Annotated in this window: 20 protein-coding genes; 13 read left to right on the forward strand and 7 right to left on the reverse strand. The window is 44.2% G+C overall.

The genetic code is table 11. The features are described 5' to 3' along the window. The first annotated feature begins 235 nt into the window (after positions 1 to 235). Positions 236 to 814, forward strand: a complete 579-nt coding sequence (locus tag AB8599_RS06350; RefSeq protein WP_407332906.1) for an RNA polymerase sigma factor — start codon at positions 236 to 238, stop codon at positions 812 to 814. A 176-nt stretch (positions 815 to 990) separates the two neighbouring features. Here the strand turns inward: AB8599_RS06350 and AB8599_RS06355 are convergent, their stop codons facing one another. The 4 genes from AB8599_RS06355 to pabB form a co-directional block, all read right to left on the reverse strand. Then, the gene (locus AB8599_RS06355) at positions 991 to 2,352 is read right to left on the reverse strand and encodes an L-serine ammonia-lyase (RefSeq protein WP_407332907.1); all 1,362 of its coding nucleotides are present in this window, start codon (positions 2,350 to 2,352) and stop codon (positions 991 to 993) included. A gap of 190 nt (positions 2,353 to 2,542) precedes the next feature. After that, positions 2,543 to 3,808: a serine/threonine transporter gene (locus tag AB8599_RS06360; RefSeq protein ID WP_407333187.1), complete on the reverse strand. Its 1,266-nt coding sequence runs from the start codon at positions 3,806 to 3,808 to the stop codon at positions 2,543 to 2,545. A 201-nt stretch (positions 3,809 to 4,009) separates the two neighbouring features. Beyond that, positions 4,010 to 4,705 (reverse strand): CoA pyrophosphatase, encoded by a 696-nt coding sequence (locus AB8599_RS06365; protein ID WP_407332908.1) that lies wholly within the window; start codon positions 4,703 to 4,705, stop codon positions 4,010 to 4,012. An 18-nt stretch (positions 4,706 to 4,723) separates the two neighbouring features. Then, the gene (pabB, locus tag AB8599_RS06370) at positions 4,724 to 6,094 is read right to left on the reverse strand and encodes an aminodeoxychorismate synthase component I (protein WP_407332909.1); all 1,371 of its coding nucleotides are present in this window, start codon (positions 6,092 to 6,094) and stop codon (positions 4,724 to 4,726) included. A 318-nt stretch (positions 6,095 to 6,412) separates the two neighbouring features. Between pabB and AB8599_RS06375 the strand changes: the two genes are divergently transcribed. Next, positions 6,413 to 7,927 carry a fumarate hydratase gene (locus AB8599_RS06375; RefSeq protein WP_407332910.1) on the forward strand — a complete coding sequence of 505 codons (1,515 nt, stop codon included), beginning with the start codon at positions 6,413 to 6,415 and terminating at the stop codon, positions 7,925 to 7,927. Positions 7,928 to 8,145: 218 nt separating this feature from the next. On the opposite strand, the gene AB8599_RS06380 is transcribed toward AB8599_RS06375, so the two are convergent. Beyond that, positions 8,146 to 9,120 (reverse strand): integron integrase, encoded by a 975-nt coding sequence (locus AB8599_RS06380; protein WP_407332911.1) that lies wholly within the window; start codon positions 9,118 to 9,120, stop codon positions 8,146 to 8,148. A gap of 1,061 nt (positions 9,121 to 10,181) precedes the next feature. On the opposite strand from AB8599_RS06380, the gene AB8599_RS06385 reads away from it, so the two are divergent. The 7 genes from AB8599_RS06385 to AB8599_RS06415 all read left to right on the forward strand — a co-directional run bounded on the left by AB8599_RS06385 (position 10,182) and on the right by AB8599_RS06415 (position 16,683). Continuing rightward, positions 10,182 to 10,391, forward strand: a complete 210-nt coding sequence (locus AB8599_RS06385) for a hypothetical protein (RefSeq protein WP_407332912.1) — start codon at positions 10,182 to 10,184, stop codon at positions 10,389 to 10,391. 1,137 nt (positions 10,392 to 11,528) lie between these two features. Further along, positions 11,529 to 12,302: a hypothetical protein gene (locus AB8599_RS06390; protein WP_407332913.1), complete on the forward strand. Its 774-nt coding sequence runs from the start codon at positions 11,529 to 11,531 to the stop codon at positions 12,300 to 12,302. A gap of 506 nt (positions 12,303 to 12,808) precedes the next feature. After that, a complete protein-coding gene (locus AB8599_RS06395) occupies positions 12,809 to 13,192 on the forward strand; it encodes a RidA family protein (RefSeq protein ID WP_407332914.1) in 384 nt (127 codons plus the stop codon). A gap of 246 nt (positions 13,193 to 13,438) precedes the next feature. Next, on the forward strand, positions 13,439 to 13,675 hold the full coding sequence (locus AB8599_RS06400) for a hypothetical protein (protein WP_407332915.1): 237 nt from the start codon (positions 13,439 to 13,441) through the stop codon (positions 13,673 to 13,675). A gap of 709 nt (positions 13,676 to 14,384) precedes the next feature. Further along, positions 14,385 to 14,837: a GNAT family N-acetyltransferase gene (locus AB8599_RS06405; RefSeq protein ID WP_407332916.1), complete on the forward strand. Its 453-nt coding sequence runs from the start codon at positions 14,385 to 14,387 to the stop codon at positions 14,835 to 14,837. Positions 14,838 to 15,374: 537 nt separating this feature from the next. Continuing rightward, positions 15,375 to 15,782 carry a GFA family protein gene (locus tag AB8599_RS06410; protein WP_113797140.1) on the forward strand — a complete coding sequence of 136 codons (408 nt, stop codon included), beginning with the start codon at positions 15,375 to 15,377 and terminating at the stop codon, positions 15,780 to 15,782. Positions 15,783 to 16,410: 628 nt separating this feature from the next. After that, entirely contained in the window at positions 16,411 to 16,683 is a 273-nt protein-coding gene (locus AB8599_RS06415) for a hypothetical protein (protein WP_407332917.1), read from the forward strand. A gap of 23 nt (positions 16,684 to 16,706) precedes the next feature. Here AB8599_RS06415 and AB8599_RS06420 read toward each other — a convergent pair whose 3' ends face one another. Further along, positions 16,707 to 17,171, reverse strand: a complete 465-nt coding sequence (locus tag AB8599_RS06420; protein ID WP_407332919.1) for a hypothetical protein — start codon at positions 17,169 to 17,171, stop codon at positions 16,707 to 16,709. Positions 17,172 to 18,365: 1,194 nt separating this feature from the next. On the opposite strand from AB8599_RS06420, the gene AB8599_RS06425 reads away from it, so the two are divergent. From AB8599_RS06425 to AB8599_RS06435, 3 genes are all read left to right on the forward strand, one after another. Next, positions 18,366 to 18,575, forward strand: coding sequence for a hypothetical protein (locus AB8599_RS06425; protein WP_407332920.1), 210 nt, complete (start codon positions 18,366 to 18,368; stop codon positions 18,573 to 18,575). 439 nt (positions 18,576 to 19,014) lie between these two features. Then, on the forward strand, positions 19,015 to 19,431 hold the full coding sequence (locus AB8599_RS06430; protein ID WP_407332921.1) for a hypothetical protein: 417 nt from the start codon (positions 19,015 to 19,017) through the stop codon (positions 19,429 to 19,431). Positions 19,432 to 19,466: 35 nt separating this feature from the next. Beyond that, a protein-coding gene (locus tag AB8599_RS06435) for an IS3 family transposase (protein WP_407332108.1) occupies positions 19,467 to 20,629 on the forward strand; the annotation gives its coding sequence in 2 pieces (ribosomal slippage) (positions 19,467 to 19,722 and positions 19,722 to 20,629; 1,164 coding nt in all). A 1,306-nt stretch (positions 20,630 to 21,935) separates the two neighbouring features. Here AB8599_RS06435 and AB8599_RS06440 read toward each other — a convergent pair. Next, complete coding sequence (locus tag AB8599_RS06440) at positions 21,936 to 22,091, reverse strand: hypothetical protein (protein WP_407332923.1); 156 nt, start codon at positions 22,089 to 22,091, stop codon at positions 21,936 to 21,938. Positions 22,092 to 23,106: 1,015 nt separating this feature from the next. On the opposite strand from AB8599_RS06440, the gene AB8599_RS06445 reads away from it, so the two are divergent. After that, complete coding sequence (locus tag AB8599_RS06445; RefSeq protein ID WP_407332924.1) at positions 23,107 to 23,325, forward strand: hypothetical protein; 219 nt, start codon at positions 23,107 to 23,109, stop codon at positions 23,323 to 23,325. Positions 23,326 to 23,437: the final 112 nt, after the last annotated feature.

The raw sequence follows: 23,437 nt of genomic DNA on the forward strand, positions 1-23,437 counted from the left end.
CTCAGCATTGAGACGAAATGAGAATTCGTTTTTGCCTTGTTTAGGGGTGTAATAAAACGCTGTTCTAAATCTATGTTTCTAACCTCCTGATAAAAAACGCTGTTTTCTATGTGGGCATCTTTTGTTGCTTCAATTGCATGTCGTTTTGGTTTCAGCTTGATAGAAAACAGTGTTTGATTGTTGAACCCGCATTGGCTAGGTTGTGTTCACCACCGAATACCAGGAGGGTATTAACATGCATTCAGTGGATTCAACCTGTGTGAACAGTGAGCGTGAACAAATAGCCAAGATTCAGGCGGGGCATCCCTTAGCCCGCAACTACTTTGACCAACTGGTCGCTTGCTATTTGTCACCATTACATCGTCGATGCATGGCTTGGTTGGGGTGTCCTTATGATGCGGATGACGTATTGCAGGAAACCTTAGTGCGGAGTTACCGCTACATCCATGCCTATCGCGGCGAAGCAGCATTCAGAAGCTGGCTATATGCAATTGCAGACAACCAGTGCAGAAGCTATTTAAAAAAACGCGCTACTCATGCACAGCGCTTTGTCTCTGACGAGACACAAGAAGAAGCGGGTAGCGAAGAAAAGTGTCCGGTGACAACAGAAGATGGCATTTCACAGACAGTGAAATCGTTAGCGAAAACGGCGCAGGAAATTCTTGTACTGCGGTTTGAGCATGACTTGTCGTTGGAAGAAATCAGCAATGTGTTAGGGCTGGGGTTAAGTGCAACAAAAATGCGTTTATACCGAGCGATTGATGCGGCTGAGAAACATGTCGTTAGAGAAGAGGGGCTGCTCGCGATTGCATGAGAGTCGATTTATAGCCGAGTAACTTCAACATGCGGGTGATTCTGTATATCGAGGTCACTCGGGCATATAAAGCGAAAGACATGAAACGTTGACCATTAATAAAAGAAAACCGCCAAATTGGCGGTTTTCTTGTTTCAGTCTGCCTAGCGATGCACGCGTTGGCAGCTCTGAGCGCGTTAGCAAATCACTTTAATGGCTAGACCGCCTTGAGACGTTTCGCGGTATTTCGCGTTCATGTCTTTACCGGTTTCCAGCATGGTTTCGATAACCTTGTCCAATGAAACGCGCGGCTCAGACGAACGGCGAAGTGCCATACGCGTTGAGTTGATCGCTTTCATTGCCGCAATGCCGTTACGTTCGATACAAGGAACCTGTACCTGACCAGCAACTGGGTCGCACGTTAGGCCAAGGTTGTGTTCCATGCCGATTTCAGCCGCGATACACACTTGTTGTGCGCTACCGCCCATCAGTTCAGCCAGACCTGCAGCAGCCATAGAACAGGCAACACCCACTTCACCCTGACAGCCAACTTCTGCACCTGAAATAGACGCGTTTTGCTTGTAAAGGCCGCCAATCGCGCCAGTTACCGCAAAGTAACGGATGTATTCACGTGGGCCAACGTTTTGGATGAACTTGTCGTAGTACGCCAAAACCGCAGGAATGATACCGCAGGCGCCGTTTGTTGGTGCAGTGACGACACGGCCGCCGGCTGCGTTTTCTTCGTTAACCGCAAACGCAAACATGTTTACCCAGTCAACCACTGCCATTGGATCGTTTGAAAACTTCTCAGATGAGATAAGCTGCTGGCGCAGTGCTGCAGCACGACGAGGTACACGTAGAGGGCCCGGCAATACGCCTTCGTTGCTCATGCCGCGATCTAGACATTCACGCATAGTGCGCCAAATGTTGCCGAAATAGGTTTGGATTTCTTCTTCAGAATGCATGGCACGCATATTAGCCATGACAACCGCACTGATCGATAGACCTGTTTCTTTACAATGGTTCAGCAGCTCTTCTGCGCTGTTGAAATCGTAAGGAACTTTGATTTTGTTTTCGTCTTCTTTACCGAAGTTCTCTTCATCAACGATGAAACCACCGCCGATTGAGTAATACGTTTTGGTGTAGATTTTCTCTTCGCCGTTCCACGCATGAATTTGCATGCCGTTTTCGTGCATTGGCAAATTAGTGCGGTGGAAGTTCATGCCGCCTTCGCGCGGGAAATCCACGGTGTGGCAATGCATGCCAACAGGTAAACGTTCGGTTTCTTCAACGCGAGCGATAAAGCCAGGGATGCTGTCGATATCTACATGCTCAGGTGTGTTGCCCGCCAAACCCATGATGATTGCAACATCGGTGTGGTGGCCTTTACCTGTAAGAGAAAGTGAACCATAGACATCAACGGTAATTTTGGTTGTATCGCGAAGTTTTTCAATGCTGCGCAAATCGTCGATGAAAGATTTACCGGCTTTCATTGGGCCGACAGTGTGAGAGCTTGAAGGGCCTACACCGATTTTGAAGATGTCAAAAACGCTGATCATTAGTCATACCTCAGTCAATGTCCGCTTTTACTGATTGCGAACATTTGGATTTAGTTTTTCGTCTATCCATCCATGGAGGTGACATTCTGCTGAGCCGACAATGTATCCGTGGCTCAGGAAAGAAACGGAAAAAGAGCAAGATGCATGAGAAGCATCCTGCTCTTTCAATTCGCGCATTCTACACGATTTATTACGATACGAAACTGTACATAATCGCTGAAATCGCTACTAGACCCATGAAGGTCACGAAGATGTTGCTCGCCTTGCCACCGAACTTCTGCATGGCGGGTACTTTCTTGATTGCGTACATCGGCATGATGAACAGAATCGTTGCGATGATTGGGCCACCCAGTGACTCGATCATGCCTAGAATACTTGGGTTGACGGTCGCGACAATCCAGCTAGTGATGATAACGAATGCCACGGTGAACATGTCGATTTTCTTCAAGTTCACGGTCTTGTTACGTGAACGCAGTTGCTTGATGATAAGACCGTTCAGACCTTCACGAGCACCCATGTAGTGACCGAAGAAAGAAGACACGATAGCAACGAATGCAACGATTGGACCCAAGTAAGAAATGAATGGGCTGTCGTGCTTGTTCGCTAGGTAAGACAGAACCGCGAGGTTTTGCGCTTTAGCTTCTGCAAGGTCAGCAGGCGTTAGGCTAAGTACACAAGAGAACACGAATAGCATCACGAAGCCAAGCAGCATGCCTGACGTGCGAACCAGAATTTGTTTTGCTTTACGCTCTGCGTCATCACCGTAGTTACGTGTTTGCGCCATAGAGAAAGCTGAAATCGCTGGGCTGTGGTTAAACGCGAAGACCAATACAGGAATAGAAATCCAGATAGTCGTCATGAAGTCACCCGCTGAAGGCACTTGCTGCAGTGCAGACATGTTCCAATCAGGAATAAGGTAAACAGACATGAACAGTAGAATAGTCACTAGTGGGTAAACCAAGAACTGAGTGACTTTCAACATTAGTTTCTCACCTGCCAACATGACAGACATCATGCCAAGGATAAGAACGATAGAAAGCACGACACGTGGAATGGATTCCATGCCTAGCTGGTTAACCATGAAAGAGTCAACCGTGTTGGTAATACCAACGCCGTAAATCAGAACGATTGGGTAAATCGCAAAAAAGTAAAGGAGAGTGATAAGTTTACCCGCTGTCGCCCCGAAGTGTTCTTCAACCACTTCAGTGATGTCGCTACCTGGTTTTTTAGAAGACAGTACAAAACGTGCCAAACCACGGTGAGCCAGATAAGTCATTGGACCTACCAGAATCGCGAGTGCAACCAGCGGCCAGAATCCGTTTAAGCCTGCATTGATTGGAAGAAATAGGATACCTGCACCTACAGCTGTTCCGAACAGAGATAGCATCCAAGTTGTGTCTTGCGCTGACCACTTCATTTTGTCTGCGCTGGAAGTTACGGTGGATTGAGTTTGCATCATTTAATCACCAAAAAAATACGAAACGGATCTGAAACTGGCGCTTATTATTTACATTTTTGCAGTTCATAAAGTGATGAGGATCACTTTTTGTGGCAATAATAATTCGTGCAACGAATTTTATTGATCTCGACCCGTTTACATTTTTTATGGTTTAAAAAGACTGTTTAATACTCTAAAAAAAAGTTTATTTGATAAAAATTAGTTTAGAGAAAGTTGCTTGCTGAGTGCATGTAGGATTTGAGCGGTAACCCCCCAGATGAGGTGTTCTTGATAGCTCATGGCATAGATATCGTAGCTGTTGCCACGAACGAGGAAGGGTTGTTTGCGAATCGCATTCCGTCTCATAAATTGAGCGAGTGGCACTTCAAAGAGCGTGTCGACTTCGTTGATATCGATGATTGCATCGTAGTTTGGGTCCACAAACGCGATAACCGGAGTGACAAGATAGCCGCTGACTGTTGGCAACGGCGCAAGACAGCCGAGAAGGTCATTGCGATCCGTGCTGACGCCGATCTCTTCTTCCATTTCTCGAATCGCTGTTTCGACGATGTCGCTATCAAAATTTTCGACTTTTCCACCTGGGAAGCTAATTTGCCCAGGGTGATGCTTTAAATGTGTTGCGCGCTTGGTGAGCAGTACATGCAACTCTCCGTTTCTTTCTGCCAAAGCAATCATGACAGCGGCAGGACGCAATTTAGTTTTGGCTTGGCGTTTCATGGCATCGGTAGCGCGCTTTATCACGCGATCGTCATAGTGACAACCAGGGCTTAAACTAAAGCGCTGAACGAGCCAGTGGCGAGAAAAAGGACGCATGGGGTTTTGGCGAGTGCGTGACTCCAAAACGGCAGAGTGACTCAAGATGTTTGTGTTACGCGTCCTTACTGCTTTGTCCATGTGTCCCTTTCCAAGTATTTACGAAGCGAGCGTCGGTAATATTTTGCTTAGCTTGTCTAATGTTTCTTGGTATTCCGACGCGGCTTCACTGTCTGCAACAACGCCACCGCCTGCCCATGAATAGATGTGTTGTTTGTGGCAGACCAATGTTCGAATGGTGATGCTGGTATCCATCGTACCGCAACGGCTGATGTAGCCGATACTCCCACAATAAATACTACGACGATGCGGTTCCAATTCTTCAATGATTTCCATCGCACGCACTTTAGGCGCACCTGTGATAGAACCGCCGGGAAAACAGGCCCTGAGCAAATCTGTGGCATTTTTATCTGTCGAGAGCCTTCCTGTTACGGTACTGACCATGTGGTGAACGGCTGGAAATGTCTCAATATCAAAAAGTTTAGGCACATTTACTGAACCTGGCGAGGCGACGCGGCCAATATCATTGCGAAGCAGGTCAACGATCATCAGGTTTTCCGCGCGATCTTTCTCTGCATTCAGTAGGCATTGAATGTTTTCGGCGTCAATTTCCGAGTTGTCACTGCGCGGGCGTGTGCCTTTGATCGGCTTGGTTTCAATGTTCTGACCATGCAGTTGCAGGAAGCGTTCAGGCGACACAGACAAAATGGCGCAGTCTTCCATGCGGATAAACCCAGAAAACGGGGCGCCATTGATCTGTGCAAGACGTTGGTAGGCGTCCCACTCACTGCCGTGGTAGGGCGCTTCAAAGCGTTGCGCTAAATTTATCTGGTAGCAATCGCCCGATTGCAGATATGCCTGAACGCGATCGAACTTGCCAGCGTAAGTTTGAGGCGTCATGTTCGCTTCCCACTCACCGTCTAGTTCAAAAGGTGGTGTATTGGGCGCCTGTTGTTGGTAGAGCCATGTCAGGCGTTGTTCACCTTCGGGCTGTATGACAACGATCTTCTTTTCTTGGTGGTCAGCAATGATTGCCCAGTCATAAATGCCGATCGCCAAATCGGGAATATCAATATCACGAGTTGCAACTGTAGGAAGCGTTTCGATCTGACGACCTAAATCATAACTAAAGTAACCCAATGCTCCGCCTAAAAACGGCCATGGTGCGATGGGCGCCAACGTGGGGAGCAGAGATGCTTGTAACGCATGGAGTTCTTCAAAGGGGTCGGTTTCACTGGCTGAGGTACGCCCGTCACGATAGCGAATTTGGTTAATTCCATTTTCACTACAGAGGGTAGCAATGGGGTCGGCGACCAGTATATCAAATCGATTGTCGGGATGTGACTGCGCGGCAGACTGCAACAGCATGGACCACGGTAAGTGTTCGATTCGAGAAAAGAGTGACGTGAGCGCTGTCGGTGAGTACTCAAGAAACTGCAAAGCAATAGGCGTTCGTCTGGATTCAGTCATTTTCGTGTTTTTGTGATCGGCATTGATGCGTCAATTGGCGCTGATTGAGTCGTAAGAGTATCATATTCGCGGGGTTTATACTCACGTCGCCAACAGACCGATTGAGCATTAAGCGCCATGTGGAAAGCAGTACATATGTATATTTTTGGGCATGAAGCCCAAGTTAAGCGTGATTGATTTTAATGGATACAAGCAGGTTGCTGAACGAAAAGCAGCCTACGCTTTGATAATACGAACGCTCTACTGGAAGCACTGTTTAGTACGCAGCAATAAGCAAGCAAACAGCGCCAAGGAATCATAACAATTAAAGAGGCAACTATGACCGTCATTCGTAAGGAAGACGTTATCGACAGTGTCGCTGACGCCCTGCAGTACATTTCTTACTATCACCCAATTGATTTTGTTCAAGCCCTTGAAAAGGCCTACAACAAAGAGCAAAGCCAAGCAGCTAAAGACGCCATCGCGCAAATTCTTATTAACTCGCGCATGTCTGCAGAGGGTAAGCGTCCTATTTGTCAGGACACAGGGATCGTGACGTGTTTTGTGAACATTGGTATGAATGTTCAGTGGGAAGGCGACATGACCGTGCAGCAAATGGTCGATGAAGGCGTACGCCGTGCTTACAACAACCCGGATAACCCATTGCGTGCGTCTGTGGTTGCAGACCCTGCGGGCAAACGCGTGAACACCAAAGACAACACGCCAGCGGTTGTGCACATCAACATGGTGCCGGGCAACACGGTAGAAATTCAAATTGCAGCCAAAGGCGGCGGTTCAGAAAACAAAACGAAAATGGTGATGCTAAACCCTTCTGACGATGTGGCGGCGTGGGTTGAGAAGACCTTGCCAACCATGGGTGCAGGCTGGTGTCCACCGGGTATGCTGGGCATAGGTATTGGCGGTACCGCTGAGAAAGCGGCGGTACTGGCAAAAGAATCGTTGATGGAACACATTGATATTCAAGAGCTTATCGACCGTGGCCCGCAAAATGCCGAAGAGGAGCTACGTTTAGATATTTTCAACCGAGTAAACAAGCTTGGGATCGGCGCACAGGGCCTTGGTGGCTTGACCACTGTGGTTGATGTAAAGATCAAAACCGCGCCAACGCATGCTGCCTCTAAGCCAGTTTGTTTGATCCCGAACTGTGCGGCAACGCGCCACGTGCATTTCACGCTTGATGGCTCAGGCCCTGCGGAATTGGTGCCGCCAAAGTTGGAAGAGTGGCCAGAAGTGACGTGGGAAGTAGGCGAAAATGTGCGTCGTGTGAACCTAGACAATATCACTAAAGATGACATCCAAGAGTGGAAAACCGGCGAAACCGTGCTTCTGTCTGGCAAGATCTTAACCGGTCGTGATGCGGCGCATAAACGTATTCAAGAGATGTTGAACAACGGTGAAGGCCTGCCAGATGGGGTAGATTTCAACGGTCGCTTTATTTATTACGTCGGCCCTGTTGATGCTGTCGGTGACGAAGCGGTAGGCCCTGCAGGCCCAACAACGTCAACGCGCATGGATAAGTTCACCGAGATGATGTTAGGTGACACTGGTCTAATGGGCATGATCGGCAAAGCCGAGCGTGGCCCTGCGACGGTCGAATCTATTAAACAGCACAAAGCGGTGTATTTGATGGCTGTCGGTGGTGCGGCTTATTTGGTGGCAAAAGCCATTAAGAAGGCGCGCGTGGTGGCGTTTGAAGATTTGGGTATGGAAGCCATTTACGAGTTTGACGTGGAAGACATGCCAGTGACCGTAGCGGTTGATTCACGCGGTGACAACGCGCACCAAATTGGTCCAGACACGTGGAAAGTAAAAATTGCTGAAATGGATGGCTAATACCATCAATTTATAGTGTTAAAGCCGCAGCCCAGTGCTGCGGTTTTTATTTGCTGGGATAAAAGACCCACAAAACAGGGCCATTCGAAGTGTCTTTTCTTTTAGACGTGACCTGCAAAAAACACTTTCCTGCCCTCCATTTTGACTCACATGGCGATAACATTAATCTTCAATTTAAATGCCCAGTACTGAAGCGCTCTTTAGGGGCGGTAGCGTGGTTAACTGTGAGGCAATATTCGAGAAAGTGGGCTAGTCACACCTTGCGCACCATTTTGTAGGATATGCGTATAGATTTGTGTGGTTCGAACATCCGAGTGGCCTAGTTGGGCTTGGACAGTACGAATATCTGCCCCTGATTGCAGCAAGTGTGTCGCGAATGAATGCCTTAACGTGTGTGGCGAGACATGTTTTTTGATGTCAGCCAATTTGGTGGTTGATCTCACGGCGCGTTGAATTTGCTTTTCGTCAATATGATGGCGACGCACAAGGCCGCTTTCTGGGTCTTCACTGAGTTTTTGCGAAGGAAACAGATATTGCCACGGCAGTGATCGAGATTGAGTTTGGTATTTTTCCCTGAGTCGATGGGGCATCCAAACACCAGAGAAACTCGGATTTCTATTATCAATACTTAGTACGTAATCGACGTGTTGAATTTGGGCACGAAGGGCATTGAATAGCTCGGGCGCGAGTGTAACGACGCGGTTCTTGCCGCCTTTACCATCGATAACTTTGATGCAGCGAAAATCAAAATCGACATCTTTTACGCGCAGACGCACTGATTCCATTAGGCGTAACCCGCTACCATACATCAGTGAGCAGGCGAGGTGGTGCTTGGGCGGGCAGCAATCTAAAAAGCGTTGTATTTCGCTGTGTGTGAGCACTTCAGGAAGCTTTTGCTTTTTTTGGCTTGATACGAAATTCAGCTTCAGTGACAGCGGGCTATCAAGGATTTCTTTGTAAAGAAAGACCAACGCATTTAACGCCAACGCTTGTGTGTTTGCCGCGACATCTTTTTTGTTCACCAGATCATTGAGGAATTCCTCGACTTCTTTATCGCCCATTGTTGAAGGGTGACGCATTTGATGAAACCTGATGTAAGTTGAGATCCAATGAAGGTACGCTTGTATGGTCCGCTTCGCATAGCGTTGAACGTACATTTTCTCGCTGATCATTTGAAGAAATGGCGATGTCATTGTTGGTTAGCTGCCTTTTGGATACTGTGAATGCATCCAGTTTAGCCAATGTTGGTGCATAATATTCACCCACACCGTTTTGGGGTGATTTCACTTGGCAATTATGAGATGTGAACGATAAGATATTTGAAAACAATATGTTGCTCACTAAGAGAAAGTGGGCGTCCGTTATTATGGGACACATCGGGGTGTTTAAATGCACCACTTTGATGTCTATTAAAATGTTAGCTGCCTGTTCTTTCTTGATGTACTTAGTACGAAGTTTGGTAGCTAAACCTGCTTTTCATAGCAGGTGGTTTAAATGGGTCTGACTTTAGATTTCAAATCGTCTGTTGGTTAAAGTGTTTGTTTTATCGGTTGAAGCGCAGAATTCAAATCAAAGGGCTTTTTCTTGGTGGTTCATTCAAGTCATTTGGTTTGTGTTTAAGCCATTCTTCTTGTTCAAAAGGGTGGTTGGCGGCAAGCCGCGCAAAATCGAATCTTGCGCTAACAAGGCTATCAACAGGACGCAATTTCGGTTCGGTGTTTTTCAAAGCATCGTGAATACAATGGTTTAAGTGACATTTGGCGGTTTGATATGCGCCTGTTATCGCGACGTTATACGCTGTAATTTTACTTACATGTAAGCAGCGACTTTGAGCGCCAAACCACGGCGGTTTTCTCAACATAAAAGCGGTTCGCTGTTGGATCGCCGCTCACCATTGAAAGTGTTGCAAACAAGCCTTCGGTTACCAGACAAAATTGAACATTGCGCAGGCTGTTTGCAATGGTTCTGGTCGAGGTTAGGCTAGTCGGCAAAGTACGTCGTCATTACATAACAATGTCTTCAAGGTGGACGAAAAACGCACCCGCAATTTCTGTTAAATCAATTTATGGTGTTTAAGGTGGCTTTTTAGCATGAAACTAGCGTTTTTCGCCCCTTAAAACGACGTTATACGCTGTAATTTCACTTACACGTAAGCAGCGACTTTGAGCGCCAAACCACAGTGGTTTTCTCAACAAAAAAGCGGTTTGGTTTTGGATCGCCGCTCACCATTGAAAGTGTTGCAAACAAGCCATCAATGGCGAGAAAAGACCAAGCATCCCAAGGGCTGCTTGCAAAGGCGAGTAGCGAGGTTCGGCTATTCAAACAGATTGGGTGGCAGCTTTATAACAAAGGTTTTCAAGGCGGACGCAAAACATTCCCGCAAATTTTGTTAAATCAATTTATGGCATTTACGGTGGCTTTTTTGCATGAAGCTAATGTTTTTCGCCCCTTAAAACGACGTTAGCCGCCTGTTCTTTCTTGATGTACTTAGTAAGAAGTTTGGTAGCTAAACCTGCTTTTCATAGCAGGTGGTTTAAAAGGGTCTGACTCTAAATTTCAAATCGTCTGCTGGTTAAAGTGTTTGTTTTATCGGTTGAAGCGCAGAATTCAAATCAAAGGGCTTTTTCTTGGTGGTTCATTCAAGTCATTTGGTTTGTGTTTGAGCCATTCTTCTTGTTCAAAAGGGTGGTTGGCGGCAAGCCGCGCACAATCGAATCTTGCGCTAACAAGGCTATCAACAGGACGCAATTTCGGTTCGGTGTTTTTCAAAATATCGTGAATACAATGGTTTAAGCGGTATTTGGCGGTTTGATATGCGCCTGTTATCGCGACGTTAGCCGCCTGTTCTTTCTTGATGTACTTGGTATGAAGTTTGGTGGCTAAACCTGCTTTTCATAGCAGGTGGTTTAAATGGGTCTGACTTTACATTTCAAATCGCTTCTTGGTTAAAGTGTTTGTTTTATCGGTTGAAGTGAAGAATTCAAATCAAAGGGCTTTTTCTTGGTGGTTCGCTCAAGTCATTTGGTTTGTGTTTAAGTCATTCTTCTTGTTCAAAAGGGTGGTTGGCGGCAAGCCGCGCACAATCGAATCTTGCGCTAACAAGGCTATCAACAGGACGCAATTTCGGTTCGGTGTTTTTCAAAACATCGTGAATACAATGGTTTAAGTGGTATTGGGCGATTTGATATGCGCCTGTTATCGCGACGTTAGCTGCCTGTTCTTTCTTGATGTACTTAATACGAAGTTTGGTAGCTAAACCTGCTTTTCATAGCAGGTGGTTTAAATGGGTTTGACTTTAGATTTCAAATCGTCTGTTGGTTAAAGTGTATGTTTTATCGGTTGAAGCGCAGAATTTAAATCAAAGGGCTTTTTCTTGGTGGTTCGCTCAAGTCATTTGCTTGTGTTAAAGTCATTCTTCTTGTTTAAAAGGGTGGTTGGCGGCAAGCCGCGCACAATCGAATCTTGCGCTAACAAGGCTATCAACAGGACGCAATTTCGGTTCGGTGTTTTTCAAAACATCGTGAATACAATGGTTTAAGCGGTATTGGGCGGTTTGATATGCGCCTGTTATCGCGACGTTAAAACTCAAAGGTAGAATTCAGTGGAATTAATACTTAAATCAGGAACATCTATAGCAAGCTCACTAGCTAAGTCATTTGCTTCAAATGTTATAGAAAGATGGACTAAGCAGCGAGCAGAGAAGTTTTTTGAAGCATTTCAAGCAAAAATTATTGAATGTAGATTATTAGGTGACAATCAAATTGAAATAGCACAAGAAATAGATTCTATCATTTCCACTGAAATAGGAAGTGAAGTGGTATTTGATGCTTATCGAAGTGTTAGTTTATCAAAATCCAAGATTATAGGACCAAGAATCATTGGTTTGTTAACGGCGGAGATTTGTTTAGAGAAGCGACTTTCTGATGAATTTGAAGAATTGTATTTTGCTGTAGCTGAATCGTTAAGTGATGTCGAAATCATAAACGTTACAAGTGTTATAGAAAGTTGGCTCGAATTATCTCGTGCAGAAAAAAAGAAAGGTTATTTAACCCACACGGCATATGTAGAAAGAGATGAGTTAATTTATGTACTAGAACACCAAGAGTCTGATACAACATTCGGTGATTCAAATGAAATTGATTTAAATATTGGAAACCTTGATTTTGAGTTTTGTTCGGGATTGGAAAAATTTAAGAATTTAGGCTTGTTAACTCCTCGAGTAATACAATCATCATATAGCTTTAAAGAAGATAGTGAACGACATATTGATTATGATGGTACGATTCAAGCTACGATAAAGACAATAGTTTTCCCTTTAATGTATAGACGGATAATTAGCCTAATGTCAGAAATGTCCAGTGGTGTTGAGTTTTAACAAACGCTTCAAGAGGGACAGCCAACGCGTGGCATTTTTACTATGCGTTGGTTTTTGTGGTTACGGTGTTATGCAGAAAGTTAGTAGTAGCGTTGGCTGCCCCTTAAGCGGGCGTTAGCCGCCTGTTCTTTCTTGATGTACTTGGTATGAAGTTTGGTAGCTAAACCGGCTTTTCATAGCAGGTGGTTTAAATGGGTCTGGCTTTAGATTTTTAATCGGTTGTTGGTTAAAGTGTTTGTTTTATCGGTTGAAGCGCAGAATTTAAGTCAAAGGGCTTTTTCTTGGTTGTTCACTCAAGCTATTTGGCTTGGGTTTAAGTCATTCTTCTTGTTCAACAAGGGGGGATGGCGGCAAGCCGCGAACAATCGAATCTTGCGCTAACAAGGCTATCAACAGGACGCAATTTCGGTTCGGTGTTTTTCAAAACATCGTGAATACGATGGTTTAAGCGGTTTTGGACGGTTTGATATGCGCCTGTTATCGCGACGTTATGGCTAAGAGGTAATATGAAGAAGTCTATTGTCCCTGAGCAATTCAAACACTACTACGACGATTGGCACTTTTCACCGGCAATTGAAGCAGATGGAACGGTTTATCTATCCGGCGTTACTGCTGCTAGAAAAGATAAACCAATCAGCATTGATCCCCAAGAGCAGTTCCACGATGCGTTTTATAAACTAGGTGTATATCTCGATGCCGCAGGGCTAACTTACGATGACATTCTTGAAATGACCACATTCCACATTGACTTAAAGGCGCACATTGAGGTGTTTTCAAAAGTCAAAGACGAGTATGTGAAAGCTCCATATCCAGCGTGGTCTGCTATAGGAGTATCTGAGTTCATTCCAGAAAATGCCTTGGTAGAAATGCGTATTGTGGCAAAAAGATAATTTCGCCCGCCATAACAAGAGCATGAACGGGACGTTTACTCGTGGCGCATTTTATCAAAAGCGGTGATTTAACTGTTTCAATCAGTTTGGGCTAGTAAACGCCCGTTATGCTAACGTTATACGCTGTAATTTTGCTTACATGTAAGCAGCGACTTTGAGCGCCAAACCACGGCGGTTTTCTCAACATAAAAGCGGTTCGCTGTTGGATCGCCGCTCACCATTGAAAGTGTTGCAAACAAGCCATCAATGGCCAGAAAAGACCAAGCATCCCAAGGGCTGCTTGCAAAGGCGAGTAGCGAGGTGTGGCTATTCAAACAGATTGGGTGGCAGCTTTATAACAAAGGTTTTCAAGGCGGACGCAAAACATTCCCGCAAATTTTGTTATATCAATTTATGGCGTTTACGGTGGCTTTCTTGCGTGAAGCTAATGTTTTTCGCCCCTTAAAACGACGTTATGTACTGGTATTTGAACGTACACGTTAGTCAGTCATTTGAAGCGAAAACGGTCTTTGCTTGGTTAGCATTTTTGGGGTTCTTTGTCGGATCGCCTGTTGGCCATGAAGTCACGCAAACAAGCCTTCGGTTGTCAGCCCAAATTGAACATTGAGCAGGCTGTTTGCAAGGGTGCTTGTCGAGGTTGGGCTAGTCGGCAAAGTACGTCGTCATTACATAACAATGTCTTCAAGGTGGACGAAAAACGCACCCGCAATTTTTGTTAAATCAAATTATGGCGTTTAAGGTGGCTTTTTAGCATGAAACTAGCGTTTTTCGCCCCTTAAAACGAAGTTAGCTGCCTGTTCTTTCTTGATGTACTTGGTATGAAGTTTGGTAGCTAAACCGGCTTTTCATAGCAGTTGGTTTAAATGGGTCTGACTCTAAATTTCAAATCGTCTGCTGGTTAAAGTGTTTGTTTTATCGGTTGAAGTGCAGAATTCAAATCAAAGGGCTTTTTCTTGGTGCTTCACTCAAGTCATTTGGTTTGTGTTTAAGTCATTCTTCTTGTTCAAAAGGGTGGTTGGCGGCAAGCCGCGCACAATCGAATCTTGCGCTAACAAGGCTATCAACAGGACGCAATTTCGGTTCGGTGTTTTTAAAAACATCGTGAATACAATGGTTTAAGCGGTGTTGGGCGGTTTGATATGCGCCTGTTATCGCGACGTTAGCATTCAAAAAAGGAAACCATCTACCCAATATGAAACTAGAACAAATCACGAAACAAAATATATATAAAGTCATCAAGTTAAGCTTAAGTGAACAACAACAAAAATTCGTTTCAACGAACGCATTTTCAATGGCGGAATCGGCGGTAAACCCAGACTATCGACCTAGGGCAGCAGTGGTAGAAGGTGAAGTGGTTGGATTCGCAATGTATACGGAGTGGGTCAATGCAGTGTGGATGAAAGAGCAAAAACCTAATGAATATTATATACCTAGGATAATGATAGATAAGTCGTATCAAGGTAAAGGCTATGGACGATCACTAATGAACTTGCTCTTAGATGAAATAAAAGAGAAAAACCCTAGAGCTATTCATATCGTCTATTGCGCAAAAAACACTGCTGCAAAGAGTCTATACGATAGTTTAGGATTTGTTGAGTATGGTAAAGACGACTGCGGTGACATACTGGCGAGAATCCAACTTTGACGTGATCGGCTTCATGCTAACAAGCGAATGAACGAGGGACGTTTACTCGTGGCGCATTTTTTCAAAGAAACGCTGTGATTTAGGCATTTCAATAAGTTTGGGCTAGTAAACGCCCGTTATTCGAACGTTAGCTGCCTGTTCTTTCTTGATGTACTTGGTACGAAGTTTGGTAGCTAAACCTGCTTTTCATAGCAGGTGGTTTAAATGGGTCTGACTTTAGATTTCAAATTGTCTGTTGGTTACAGTGTTTGTTTTATCGGTTGAAGTGAAGAATTCAAATCAAAGGGCTTTTTCTTGGTGGTTCACTCAAGTCATTTGGTTTGTGTTTAAGTCATTCTTTTTGTTCAAAAGGGTGGTTGGCGGCAAGCCGCGAACAATCGAATCTTGCGCTAACAAGGCTATCAACAGGACGCAATTTCGGTTCGGTGTTTTTCAAAACATCGTGAATACAATGGTTTAAGCGATATTGGGCGATTTGATATGCGCCTGTTATCGCGACGTTAGGCGAATAGGTAAAGTTTTAGCTAGGGAGTGCAAATGTATAAAGGAAGCTGTTTGTGTGGCTCTATCCAACTGTCATTGAGTGGTGGAGTTACCGATATTATTCATTGCCATTGTTCCTTGTGTCGTAAGGCTAGCGGAAGTGCCTATGCCACCAATGGTTTCATTGACGCTGAAGATTTAAAGTTAATTGATAACGATAATACTCTTACTTTTTATGAAAGCAGTGAGGGTAAACGTAAGTACTTTTGTAAAACTTGCGGAAGTCCAATCTATAGTTCCAACTCTCAATCTCCGAAAAGGTTTCGCCTTCGTCTAGGCATCTTGGATTCCGATATATCGGAACGACCTATTTCTCATAACTTTGTTACTTCAAAGGCTAATTGGGACGACTTAGATGCTGAACTACCTCGTAGTGAAAAGCACGAAGTTGGGCGAAAGTAGGCGCTGTAAAAATCGCCTAACAAGCAATTTAAGCAGACTGTCAACGCTTGGCATTTTCAACTCGGTTTAGCTTCAGTGATTTAGGTGGTAAATTTGAGTGTATTGGTAGCGTTGTCAGCTACTTAATTGGGCGTTAGGTTTACGAAGAGAAAAGCGTAATTATTGGGGAAAAGATTTGGGGATTTCTCTCGCCATTTGTTTACGGATTTCAGCAAATCAGTTTGGTCTGTCCAAGTTATCAAGTTTCTTTAATTCTTTCCCATGTCAATGTTCGTGGGTTGCTTCATTGAGTTTTCGTGTTGGTCGGTTGAGAATTTCTCTGGCTCAAAGGCGCTTTGGTTTTCTCAATCGAATGAATAAGTTGCTTGTTTTAAGTTACTCGCATTTGGCTATTAAATTGAGTAAAAGGTTTGGGTTTCATTCATCACAATGCGGTAATCTAGTGATTCTTTGCCAAGCAAGTCAATGCGAAATAGTAATACCTAACAAAAAATTCAAGCCTGACTACCAACGCGTGGCTTCATCAGTTTCAATGAGTTTTGTGATTACGGTGCATTGCTGAAAATGGCATTGTGCGTTGGTAGCAGCTTAATTTGGCGTTAGGTTACTTCACGGAAAGGAGTAACTGATGTTTAAAGTTGAATACACTCTTGATGGTCAGAGTGATGATTTTGAATTGGCAGCTTTGAATGGCATTGATTCATTGGAGCTTGCTCATGGCCCAGAGCGGATATCTGACAATCTTGCTTATGAATTGTTGATGGGGGCGGTTTCACATCTGGAACTAAACTGTAACAGCGAAGAGTTCCGAGACACGCCTAAAGACCTTGCATTAAAACTTGGTTTCACAAAGTTACTGGGTTTCTTTGAAGATAAAGTGATATTTGTAATCAACGCATAAATATCATTCAAAAGGCGCTGTAATCAAATCTCAGCGTCTTTATTGGATTTTGGCTTGTTGGTTATAGCAAATCGTCTTGGGCTTCTCTGTGAGCCTAAATAGTTGCTTAAATTAGTTAGTTTCTGTTTGTTCACCGTATCAATGTATTTATTGTAATCAAATTCACGTTGCACTGTTCTAACTTGTTTCTCGACTGTGTATCTATCGAGTACCTTGTTAAGCAATTTCAAATCAAGTTCAGCATTCGTTAGAATTTGAATGTAACCGACAGTTCCGTATCTTCGCTGAAACTTTAATCTCAACACCCAAATCATGGTTATTTGTTCAAATGCAGCACTGACAGGTTTTTTAATCTTCTGCATTAAAACATTGAACTCAATGGCCTCATCAAAGTTGTTGAAGAAGATAGCGACCTGATGGGTTGGCTGGATAGTTTTGATGTGATTAATCAGCTTTCGTTTAGTCTTGTTGTTGGTTGATTCAGTCATGTATTACCCTATTGAGAATCACATCCCTCTATATCCTTATAACTACTAACCGAAATGTGACGTAATCGAAATAGTTTAATCTACATAACCCATTGATTTTATGCATCATACCGACAGTGATTTCACTTGCATAAAGTCTGTGAAAGAGAAAGAAACGGATAGTAGTGCGGTGGAAATCACGTTCAGATTAACTAATTGACCTAACAATGTAATCAATCGGACGCTTTGTCGGTGCGGCAGTTTTTTAACGTATTGTGAATACAAGGTTTAAGTTGTTTGGGTGGTTTGATAAGCGCCCATTATTACGACGTTATATGCTGGTAATTAAACGTACACGTTAGCCAGTAAATTGAAGTTAAAACCGCTTCTGTTTGTTCATGAAAATTGGGTTTCTTTGGCGGGTCGCCGTTTGGCTCAAAAGTCATGCAAACAAGCCATCAATTGCCAGTGTAAAATCAAAACATCGAGCAGGCTGTTCGCAATATTTCTATCCAGGTGCGGCTTGTCGGCAAGGGAAGTCGCCATCATCTAACAAGGCTATAAACAGGGACGCTTTGTCAATGCGGCAGCTTTTCAAAGTGTTGTGAATACAAAGGATTAAAGCAGTTTGGGCGGTTTGATAAGCGCCCGTTATTGCAACGTTAGCCACCTGTTCTTACTTAATGTACTTAGTTCGAGGTTTGGATAGCCAAATCTGCTTTCTATAGCCGCAGGTTGTTATCGAGTTTTCTCATCAAACAGCGCCAGTGAGTTCGGTTGTTTTTTATATTACGCGCACCGAAACATCCGTTGTTTGTGTCCATTGTCTAAACCTTCACTGCCCAATTTGAATTCACAGCCAAGCTGTTGTTTCTTGGTTATTTAAACGAGAAGTACTTTCGAAATTGAGTGCTGTAGTTTGGTTCTAGAGGGAGTTGGCGGCAAGCCGCGAAAGCGCGAATTTGGGGCTAACAAGGTCTTAAAGGTGGACGAACAACGCTCGGCAATTTTTTGTTAAATTAACTTATGGCGTTTAAGGTGGCATTTTTGCATGCAGTTAGCGTTTTTCGCCCCTTAAAACGGCGTTATACGCTGTAATTTTACTTACATGTAAGCAGCAAATTTGAACCACAAATCACGGTGGTTTTCTCAACAAAAAAGCGGTTTGGTTTTGGATCGCCGCTCACCATCGAAAGTGTTGCAAACAAGCCATTAATGGCCAGAAAAGACCAAGCATCCCAAGGGCTGCTTGCAAAGGCGAGTAGCGAGGTGTGGCTATTCAAACAGATTGGTTGGCAGCTTTATAACAAAGGTTTTCAAGGCGGACGCAAAACATCTCCGCAAATTTTGTTATATCAATTTATGGCGTTTACGGTGGCTTTCTTGCGTGAAGTGAATGTTTTACGCCGCTTAAAACGACGTTAGCCACCTGTTCTTACTTAATGTACTTAGTTCGAGGTTTGGATAGCCAAATCTGCTTTCTATAGCCGGTGGTTGTTATCGAGTTTGTTCATCAAACATCGTCAGTGAGTTCGGTTCTTTTTCACATTACGCGCACCGAAATATCCGTTGTTTGTGTCCAGTGTCCAAACCTTCATTGCCCAATTTGAATTCACAGCCAAGCTGTTGTTTCTTGGTTGCTGAAAATAGAAGTAATTTCAACGTCGAGTGCTGTGGTTCGGTTCTAGAGGGCGTTGGCGGCAAGCCGCGACAGTGCGAAGCTAGGGCTAACAAGGTCTTGAAGGTGGACGAAAAAACGCTCGGCAATTTTTGTTAAATGAATTTATGGTGTTTAAGGTGGCAATTTTGCATGAAGTTTGCGTTTTTCGCCCCTTAAAACGGCGTTATGTTTACAAGGAGTATGATGAAAAAGGACAAATTTGCTCGAAAGCTTACAAAACTAGATGATCGTGCATATATACGGAGATGTATGTGGCCTGATTTAGATGTAAGGATAGAAAAAGAGTTTAAGACCTTTCAGAAAGAGTCTCTAGCTGCTTTTGGTGACGTGTACCTGACTCAATTGAAACAACGAAAAAAATACAGAAATTCAAACTTATTAAGTAGTCAGTTCCATAATGCAACATACGTAAAATTCGGTAGTAGAAGTCTAGGTATAGCTAAAATTCCAAATGAAAATAAGGAACCTTTGGCGATATGTAGTGAACGAAATGCGCAACTTTATTACACTCAAGGCTCAATTGGAGATGTTTTAGTAGTGCTTTCTCCGTACACCTCAGAGATCTACTGTAGTGGTTTAATGATCCCGGACACCATTTAAGGTGGTAAAGTCACCACTAAAGAAAGAGGTGTTCCATGACAAGACAACGTCGTTCATTCTCCGCTGAATTTAAACTGGAAGCAGCCTGTTTGGTACTTGACCAAGGGTATTCAATTGCTGAGGCTAGCCGCTCATTAAACGTCGGTGAAACGGGACTCAGACGCTGGGTCACACAACTTGAACAAGAGCGCGGAGGTAGTACGCCAGTTTCCAAAGCCTTAACGCCAGAGCAGCAGAAAATCCAAGAGTTAGAGGCAAGGATCCATCGACTTGAACGAGAAAAATCCATTCTAAAAAAGGCTACTGCTCTCTTGATGTCGGACGAACTCGAACGTACGCGCTGATAGACCAATTGAGAGAGCAAGAACCGGTAGAATTGGTTTGTGCTGTGTTAGATATTGCTACGTCGACTTACTATGAGCATTGCCAACGGCGCCATGATATTGATGCTGAACGTTTGCATCTTCGTAGCGAGATCAACCGACTGTTTACGCTGAGCAGAAGCTCTGCGGGTAGTCGCACTCTGGTCGACATGATGACTGATCTCGGACATAAGATTGGCCGATTCAAGGTTCGCCGATTGATGAAAGAGGCACAACTCATCAGTAAGCAACCCGGCTCACATAACTATAAGCAAGCCTCGATTGAACGGCTTGATATTCCCAATCAGCTTGATCGTCAGTTCAGTGTCGCAGCCCCAGATCAAGTCTGGTGCGGTGATATTACCTATATATGGGCGGGTCAACGTTGGTGCTATCTTGCCGTTGTCATTGACCTGTATCGCAGACGGGTTGTCGGTTGGGCCATGTCTGACAGTCCTGATGCGGCATTGGTTACAAAAGCGTTGTCGATGGCGTATGAGCAACGAGGAAAACCAAGTGGCGTGATGTTCCATTCGGATCAGGGGTCTCAATACGGCAGCCGCCAGTTTCGACAACACCTGTGGCGGTATCGGATGACACAAAGCATGAGTCGCCGTGGCAACTGTTGGGACAACGCTCCGATGGAAAGGCTATTTAGAAGTCTAAAATCTGAATGGATACCAGCAACAGGCTATGCATCTTTCGCTGAGGCATCCAAAGATATCAGCCATTACCTGATGAGCTATTACAACTGGAAGAGACCGCATAGTTATAACGGTGGTCTTCCACCTGCAAAAGCTGAAAATCGGCCTAATTTACTGTCCGGAATGAGTTGACCACTACATACAATGTTCACGAAAAGAATATTGTCATTGCTAGATATAAACAACCTGTAGACATATCGCCTAGGTTGATTAATAAGCATCTAAAGGTTTTCAAAAAATATGCTTTGGCCTCGAGTCATGCCTCTACTGGGTTATTATCGCCATACCTTTTTAGGCGTTGGCTACAGTTAAAAGATTTCAGGTACAAAGACAACAATAGAGCAGAACTGATACTTGTTATTGAAAGGGTTATTTTGGTCTCGCTTGCTGCAATTAGTGCTTGGTTGGCAAAATAAACATAACAAGCAATTTAAGAGGGATTCACAACGCTTGGCATTTTTGCTTCTACATCAAATTTAGTGTTTATGGCACAATCTTTTAGGTTGGGTGGTAGCGTTGTTCACCCCTTAATTGGGCGTTAGCCACCTGTTCTTACTTAATGTACTTAGTTCGAGGTTTGGATAGCCAAATCTGCTTTCTATAGCCGGTGGTTGTTATCGAGTTTGTTCATCAAACATCGTCAGTGAGTTCGGTTCTTTTTCACATTACGCGCACCGAAATATCCGTTGTTTGTGTCCAGTGTCCAAACCTTCATTGCCCAATTTGAATTCACAGCCAAGCTGTTGTTTCTTGGTTGCTGAAAATAGAAGTAATTTCAACGTCGAGTGCTGTGGTTCGGTTCTAGAGGGCGTTGGCGGCAAGCCGCGACAGTGCGAAGCTAGGGCTAACAAGGTCTTGAAGGTGGACGAAAAAACGCTCGGCAATTTTTGTTAAATGAATTTATGGTGTTTAAGGTGGCAATTTTGCATGAAGTTTGCGTTTTTCGCCCCTTAAAACGGCGTTATAGCGTGAGTATTCGAGATTCTGTGATATGGAAGTATATAGAAAAGTAAAACAAACTAAATTCAAGAAACCTAATCTACGCGGTCTCCTCACTCTGCATGACAATGGTACTGTTGCCGTAAGCCAAGATCATAAAGAGTTGTTTTGCGGCCTAGATTACATAGAAGTCGATAGTTACTATGAAATTCGCAAGCCAACGACCTCAGATATGACTTTAATCTGGGATCGGCTTTTTGAGGCCAAGCCATAACAAGGTCATGAACGGGACACCTTGCCAATCTCGAAGCGTTTAGAAAGTGGTGCGAATGCATGGGTTTGGTCAGGTTTAGTGCGGGCAAGTGCCCGTTATCACAGCGTTATCCGTCAATTCTTCACATTGTTTATTTTGCGATGTTTGGCAAGCTAGTTTCTCTCTTCGTCGCAGGCTGTTTAAATCCAAAAGCCTCATCAAAGCAATCCCAAACTCGATGCAAAATCATGTGGCTATCTTTGCTAAGTTGAATTCAACGCCTGTGGTTTTATCGAGCGATTTTATCTTTAAGGCGTCAGTTGAATTCACAAAACGGCGCGTTCGTTGGGTGTTGGCGGCAAAGCCGCGATAGTATGAAAAATCAGCGGCTAACAAGGTCATGAACGGGACACCTTGCCAATCTCGAAGCGGTTAGGAAGTGGTGTGAATACATTGGTTTGGTGAGGTTTAGTGCGGGCAAGTGCCCGTTATCACAACGTTAGCTGCCTGTTCTTTCTTGATGTACTTAGTACGAAGTTTGGTAGCTAAATCTGCTTTTCATAGCAGGTGGTTTAAATGGGTCTGACTCTAAATTTCAAATCGTCTGCTGGTTAAAGTGTTTGTTTTATCGGTTGAAGCGCAGAATTCAAATCAAAGGGCTTTTTCTTGGTGGTTCATTCAAGTCATTTGGTTTGTGTTTAAGTCATTCTTCTTGTTTAAAAGGGTGGTTGGCGGCAAGCCGCGCACAATCGAATCTTGCGCTAACAAGGCTATCAACAGGACGCAATTTCGGTTCGGTGTTTTTCAAAACATTGTGAATACAATGGTTTAAGCGGTTTTGGACGGTTTGATATGCGCCTGTTATCGCGACGTTAGCCGCCTATGCCAATTGAATGTACTCAGTCCGAGGTTTGGATAGCTACATCCGCTTTTCATAGCCGGTGGTTGTTATCGGGTTTGTTCATCAAACAAGTTCTGTGAATTTGGTTGTTTTTCACGTTACACGTATTGAAGCATCGGTTGTTTGTGTCCATTGCCCAAACCTTCGTTGCCAGATTTGAATTCTTAGCCAGGTTGTTGTTTCTTGGTTGTATAAACAAGCAGACGTGTCGAAATCCCGTGTGGTGGTTTGGTTCTAGAGCGGGGTGGCGGCAAGCCGCGAAAGGCCGGAGCCAACGGCTAACAAAAAGCTCAAGCGGACGCTTAAAACTCGCGCAATTTTTTCAAACAGGCTTTCGTGATTTCGGAAGCAAATTCTAGCTGGGTTAAGCGCCGCTTAGCTAGGCGTTATACGCTGTAATTTTGCTTACATGTAAGCAGCGATTTTGAGCGCCAAACCACAGTAGTTTTCTCAACAAAAAAGCGGTTTGGTTTTGGATCGCCGCCCACCATTGAAAGTGTTGCAAACAAGCCATCAATGGCCAGAAAAGACCAAGCATCCCAAGGGCTGCTTGCAAAGGCAAAAAGCGAGGTTCGGCTATTCAAACAGATTGGGTGGCAGCTTTATAACAAAGGTTTTCAAGGCGGACGCAAAACATTCCCGCAAATTTTGTTATATCAATTTATGGTGTTTACGGTGGCTTATTTGCGTGAAGCCAATGTTTTTCGCCCCTTAAAACGACGTTATACGCTGTAATTTTACTTACATGTAAGCAGCGACTTTTAGCGCCAAACCACTGCGGTTTTCTCAAAAAAAAAAGCGGTTTGGTTTTGGATCGCCGCTCACCATTGAAAGTGTTGCAAACAAG

This window comes from Enterovibrio litoreus (assembly GCF_045679545.1).
In the GTDB taxonomy this organism is placed as follows: domain Bacteria; phylum Pseudomonadota; class Gammaproteobacteria; order Enterobacterales; family Vibrionaceae; genus Enterovibrio.

Coding starts and splice junctions, on each gene's coding strand:
- AB8599_RS06350 (WP_407332906.1), top strand. CDS start 236: ATGCATTCAGTGGATTCAACCTGTGTGAACAGTGAGCGTGAACAAATA.
- AB8599_RS06385 (WP_407332912.1), top strand. CDS start 10,182: ATGGCGAGAAAAGACCAAGCATCCCAAGGGCTGCTTGCAAAGGCGAGT.
- AB8599_RS06445 (WP_407332924.1), top strand. CDS start 23,107: ATGGCCAGAAAAGACCAAGCATCCCAAGGGCTGCTTGCAAAGGCAAAA.
- AB8599_RS06395 (WP_407332914.1), top strand. CDS start 12,809: ATGAAGAAGTCTATTGTCCCTGAGCAATTCAAACACTACTACGACGAT.
- AB8599_RS06430 (WP_407332921.1), top strand. CDS start 19,015: ATGAAAAAGGACAAATTTGCTCGAAAGCTTACAAAACTAGATGATCGT.
- AB8599_RS06355 (WP_407332907.1), bottom strand. CDS start 2,352: ATGATCAGCGTTTTTGACATCTTCAAAATCGGTGTAGGCCCTTCAAGC.
- AB8599_RS06440 (WP_407332923.1), bottom strand. CDS start 22,091: ATGACCTTGTTAGCCGCTGATTTTTCATACTATCGCGGCTTTGCCGCC.
- pabB (WP_407332909.1), bottom strand. CDS start 6,094: ATGACTGAATCCAGACGAACGCCTATTGCTTTGCAGTTTCTTGAGTAC.
- AB8599_RS06400 (WP_407332915.1), top strand. CDS start 13,439: ATGGCCAGAAAAGACCAAGCATCCCAAGGGCTGCTTGCAAAGGCGAGT.
- AB8599_RS06360 (WP_407333187.1), bottom strand. CDS start 3,808: ATGCAAACTCAATCCACCGTAACTTCCAGCGCAGACAAAATGAAGTGG.
- AB8599_RS06405 (WP_407332916.1), top strand. CDS start 14,385: ATGAAACTAGAACAAATCACGAAACAAAATATATATAAAGTCATCAAG.
- AB8599_RS06380 (WP_407332911.1), bottom strand. CDS start 9,120: ATGACATCGCCATTTCTTCAAATGATCAGCGAGAAAATGTACGTTCAA.
- AB8599_RS06375 (WP_407332910.1), top strand. CDS start 6,413: ATGACCGTCATTCGTAAGGAAGACGTTATCGACAGTGTCGCTGACGCC.
- AB8599_RS06425 (WP_407332920.1), top strand. CDS start 18,366: ATGGCCAGAAAAGACCAAGCATCCCAAGGGCTGCTTGCAAAGGCGAGT.
- AB8599_RS06420 (WP_407332919.1), bottom strand. CDS start 17,171: ATGACTGAATCAACCAACAACAAGACTAAACGAAAGCTGATTAATCAC.
- AB8599_RS06410 (WP_113797140.1), top strand. CDS start 15,375: ATGTATAAAGGAAGCTGTTTGTGTGGCTCTATCCAACTGTCATTGAGT.
- AB8599_RS06365 (WP_407332908.1), bottom strand. CDS start 4,705: ATGGACAAAGCAGTAAGGACGCGTAACACAAACATCTTGAGTCACTCT.
- AB8599_RS06415 (WP_407332917.1), top strand. CDS start 16,411: ATGTTTAAAGTTGAATACACTCTTGATGGTCAGAGTGATGATTTTGAA.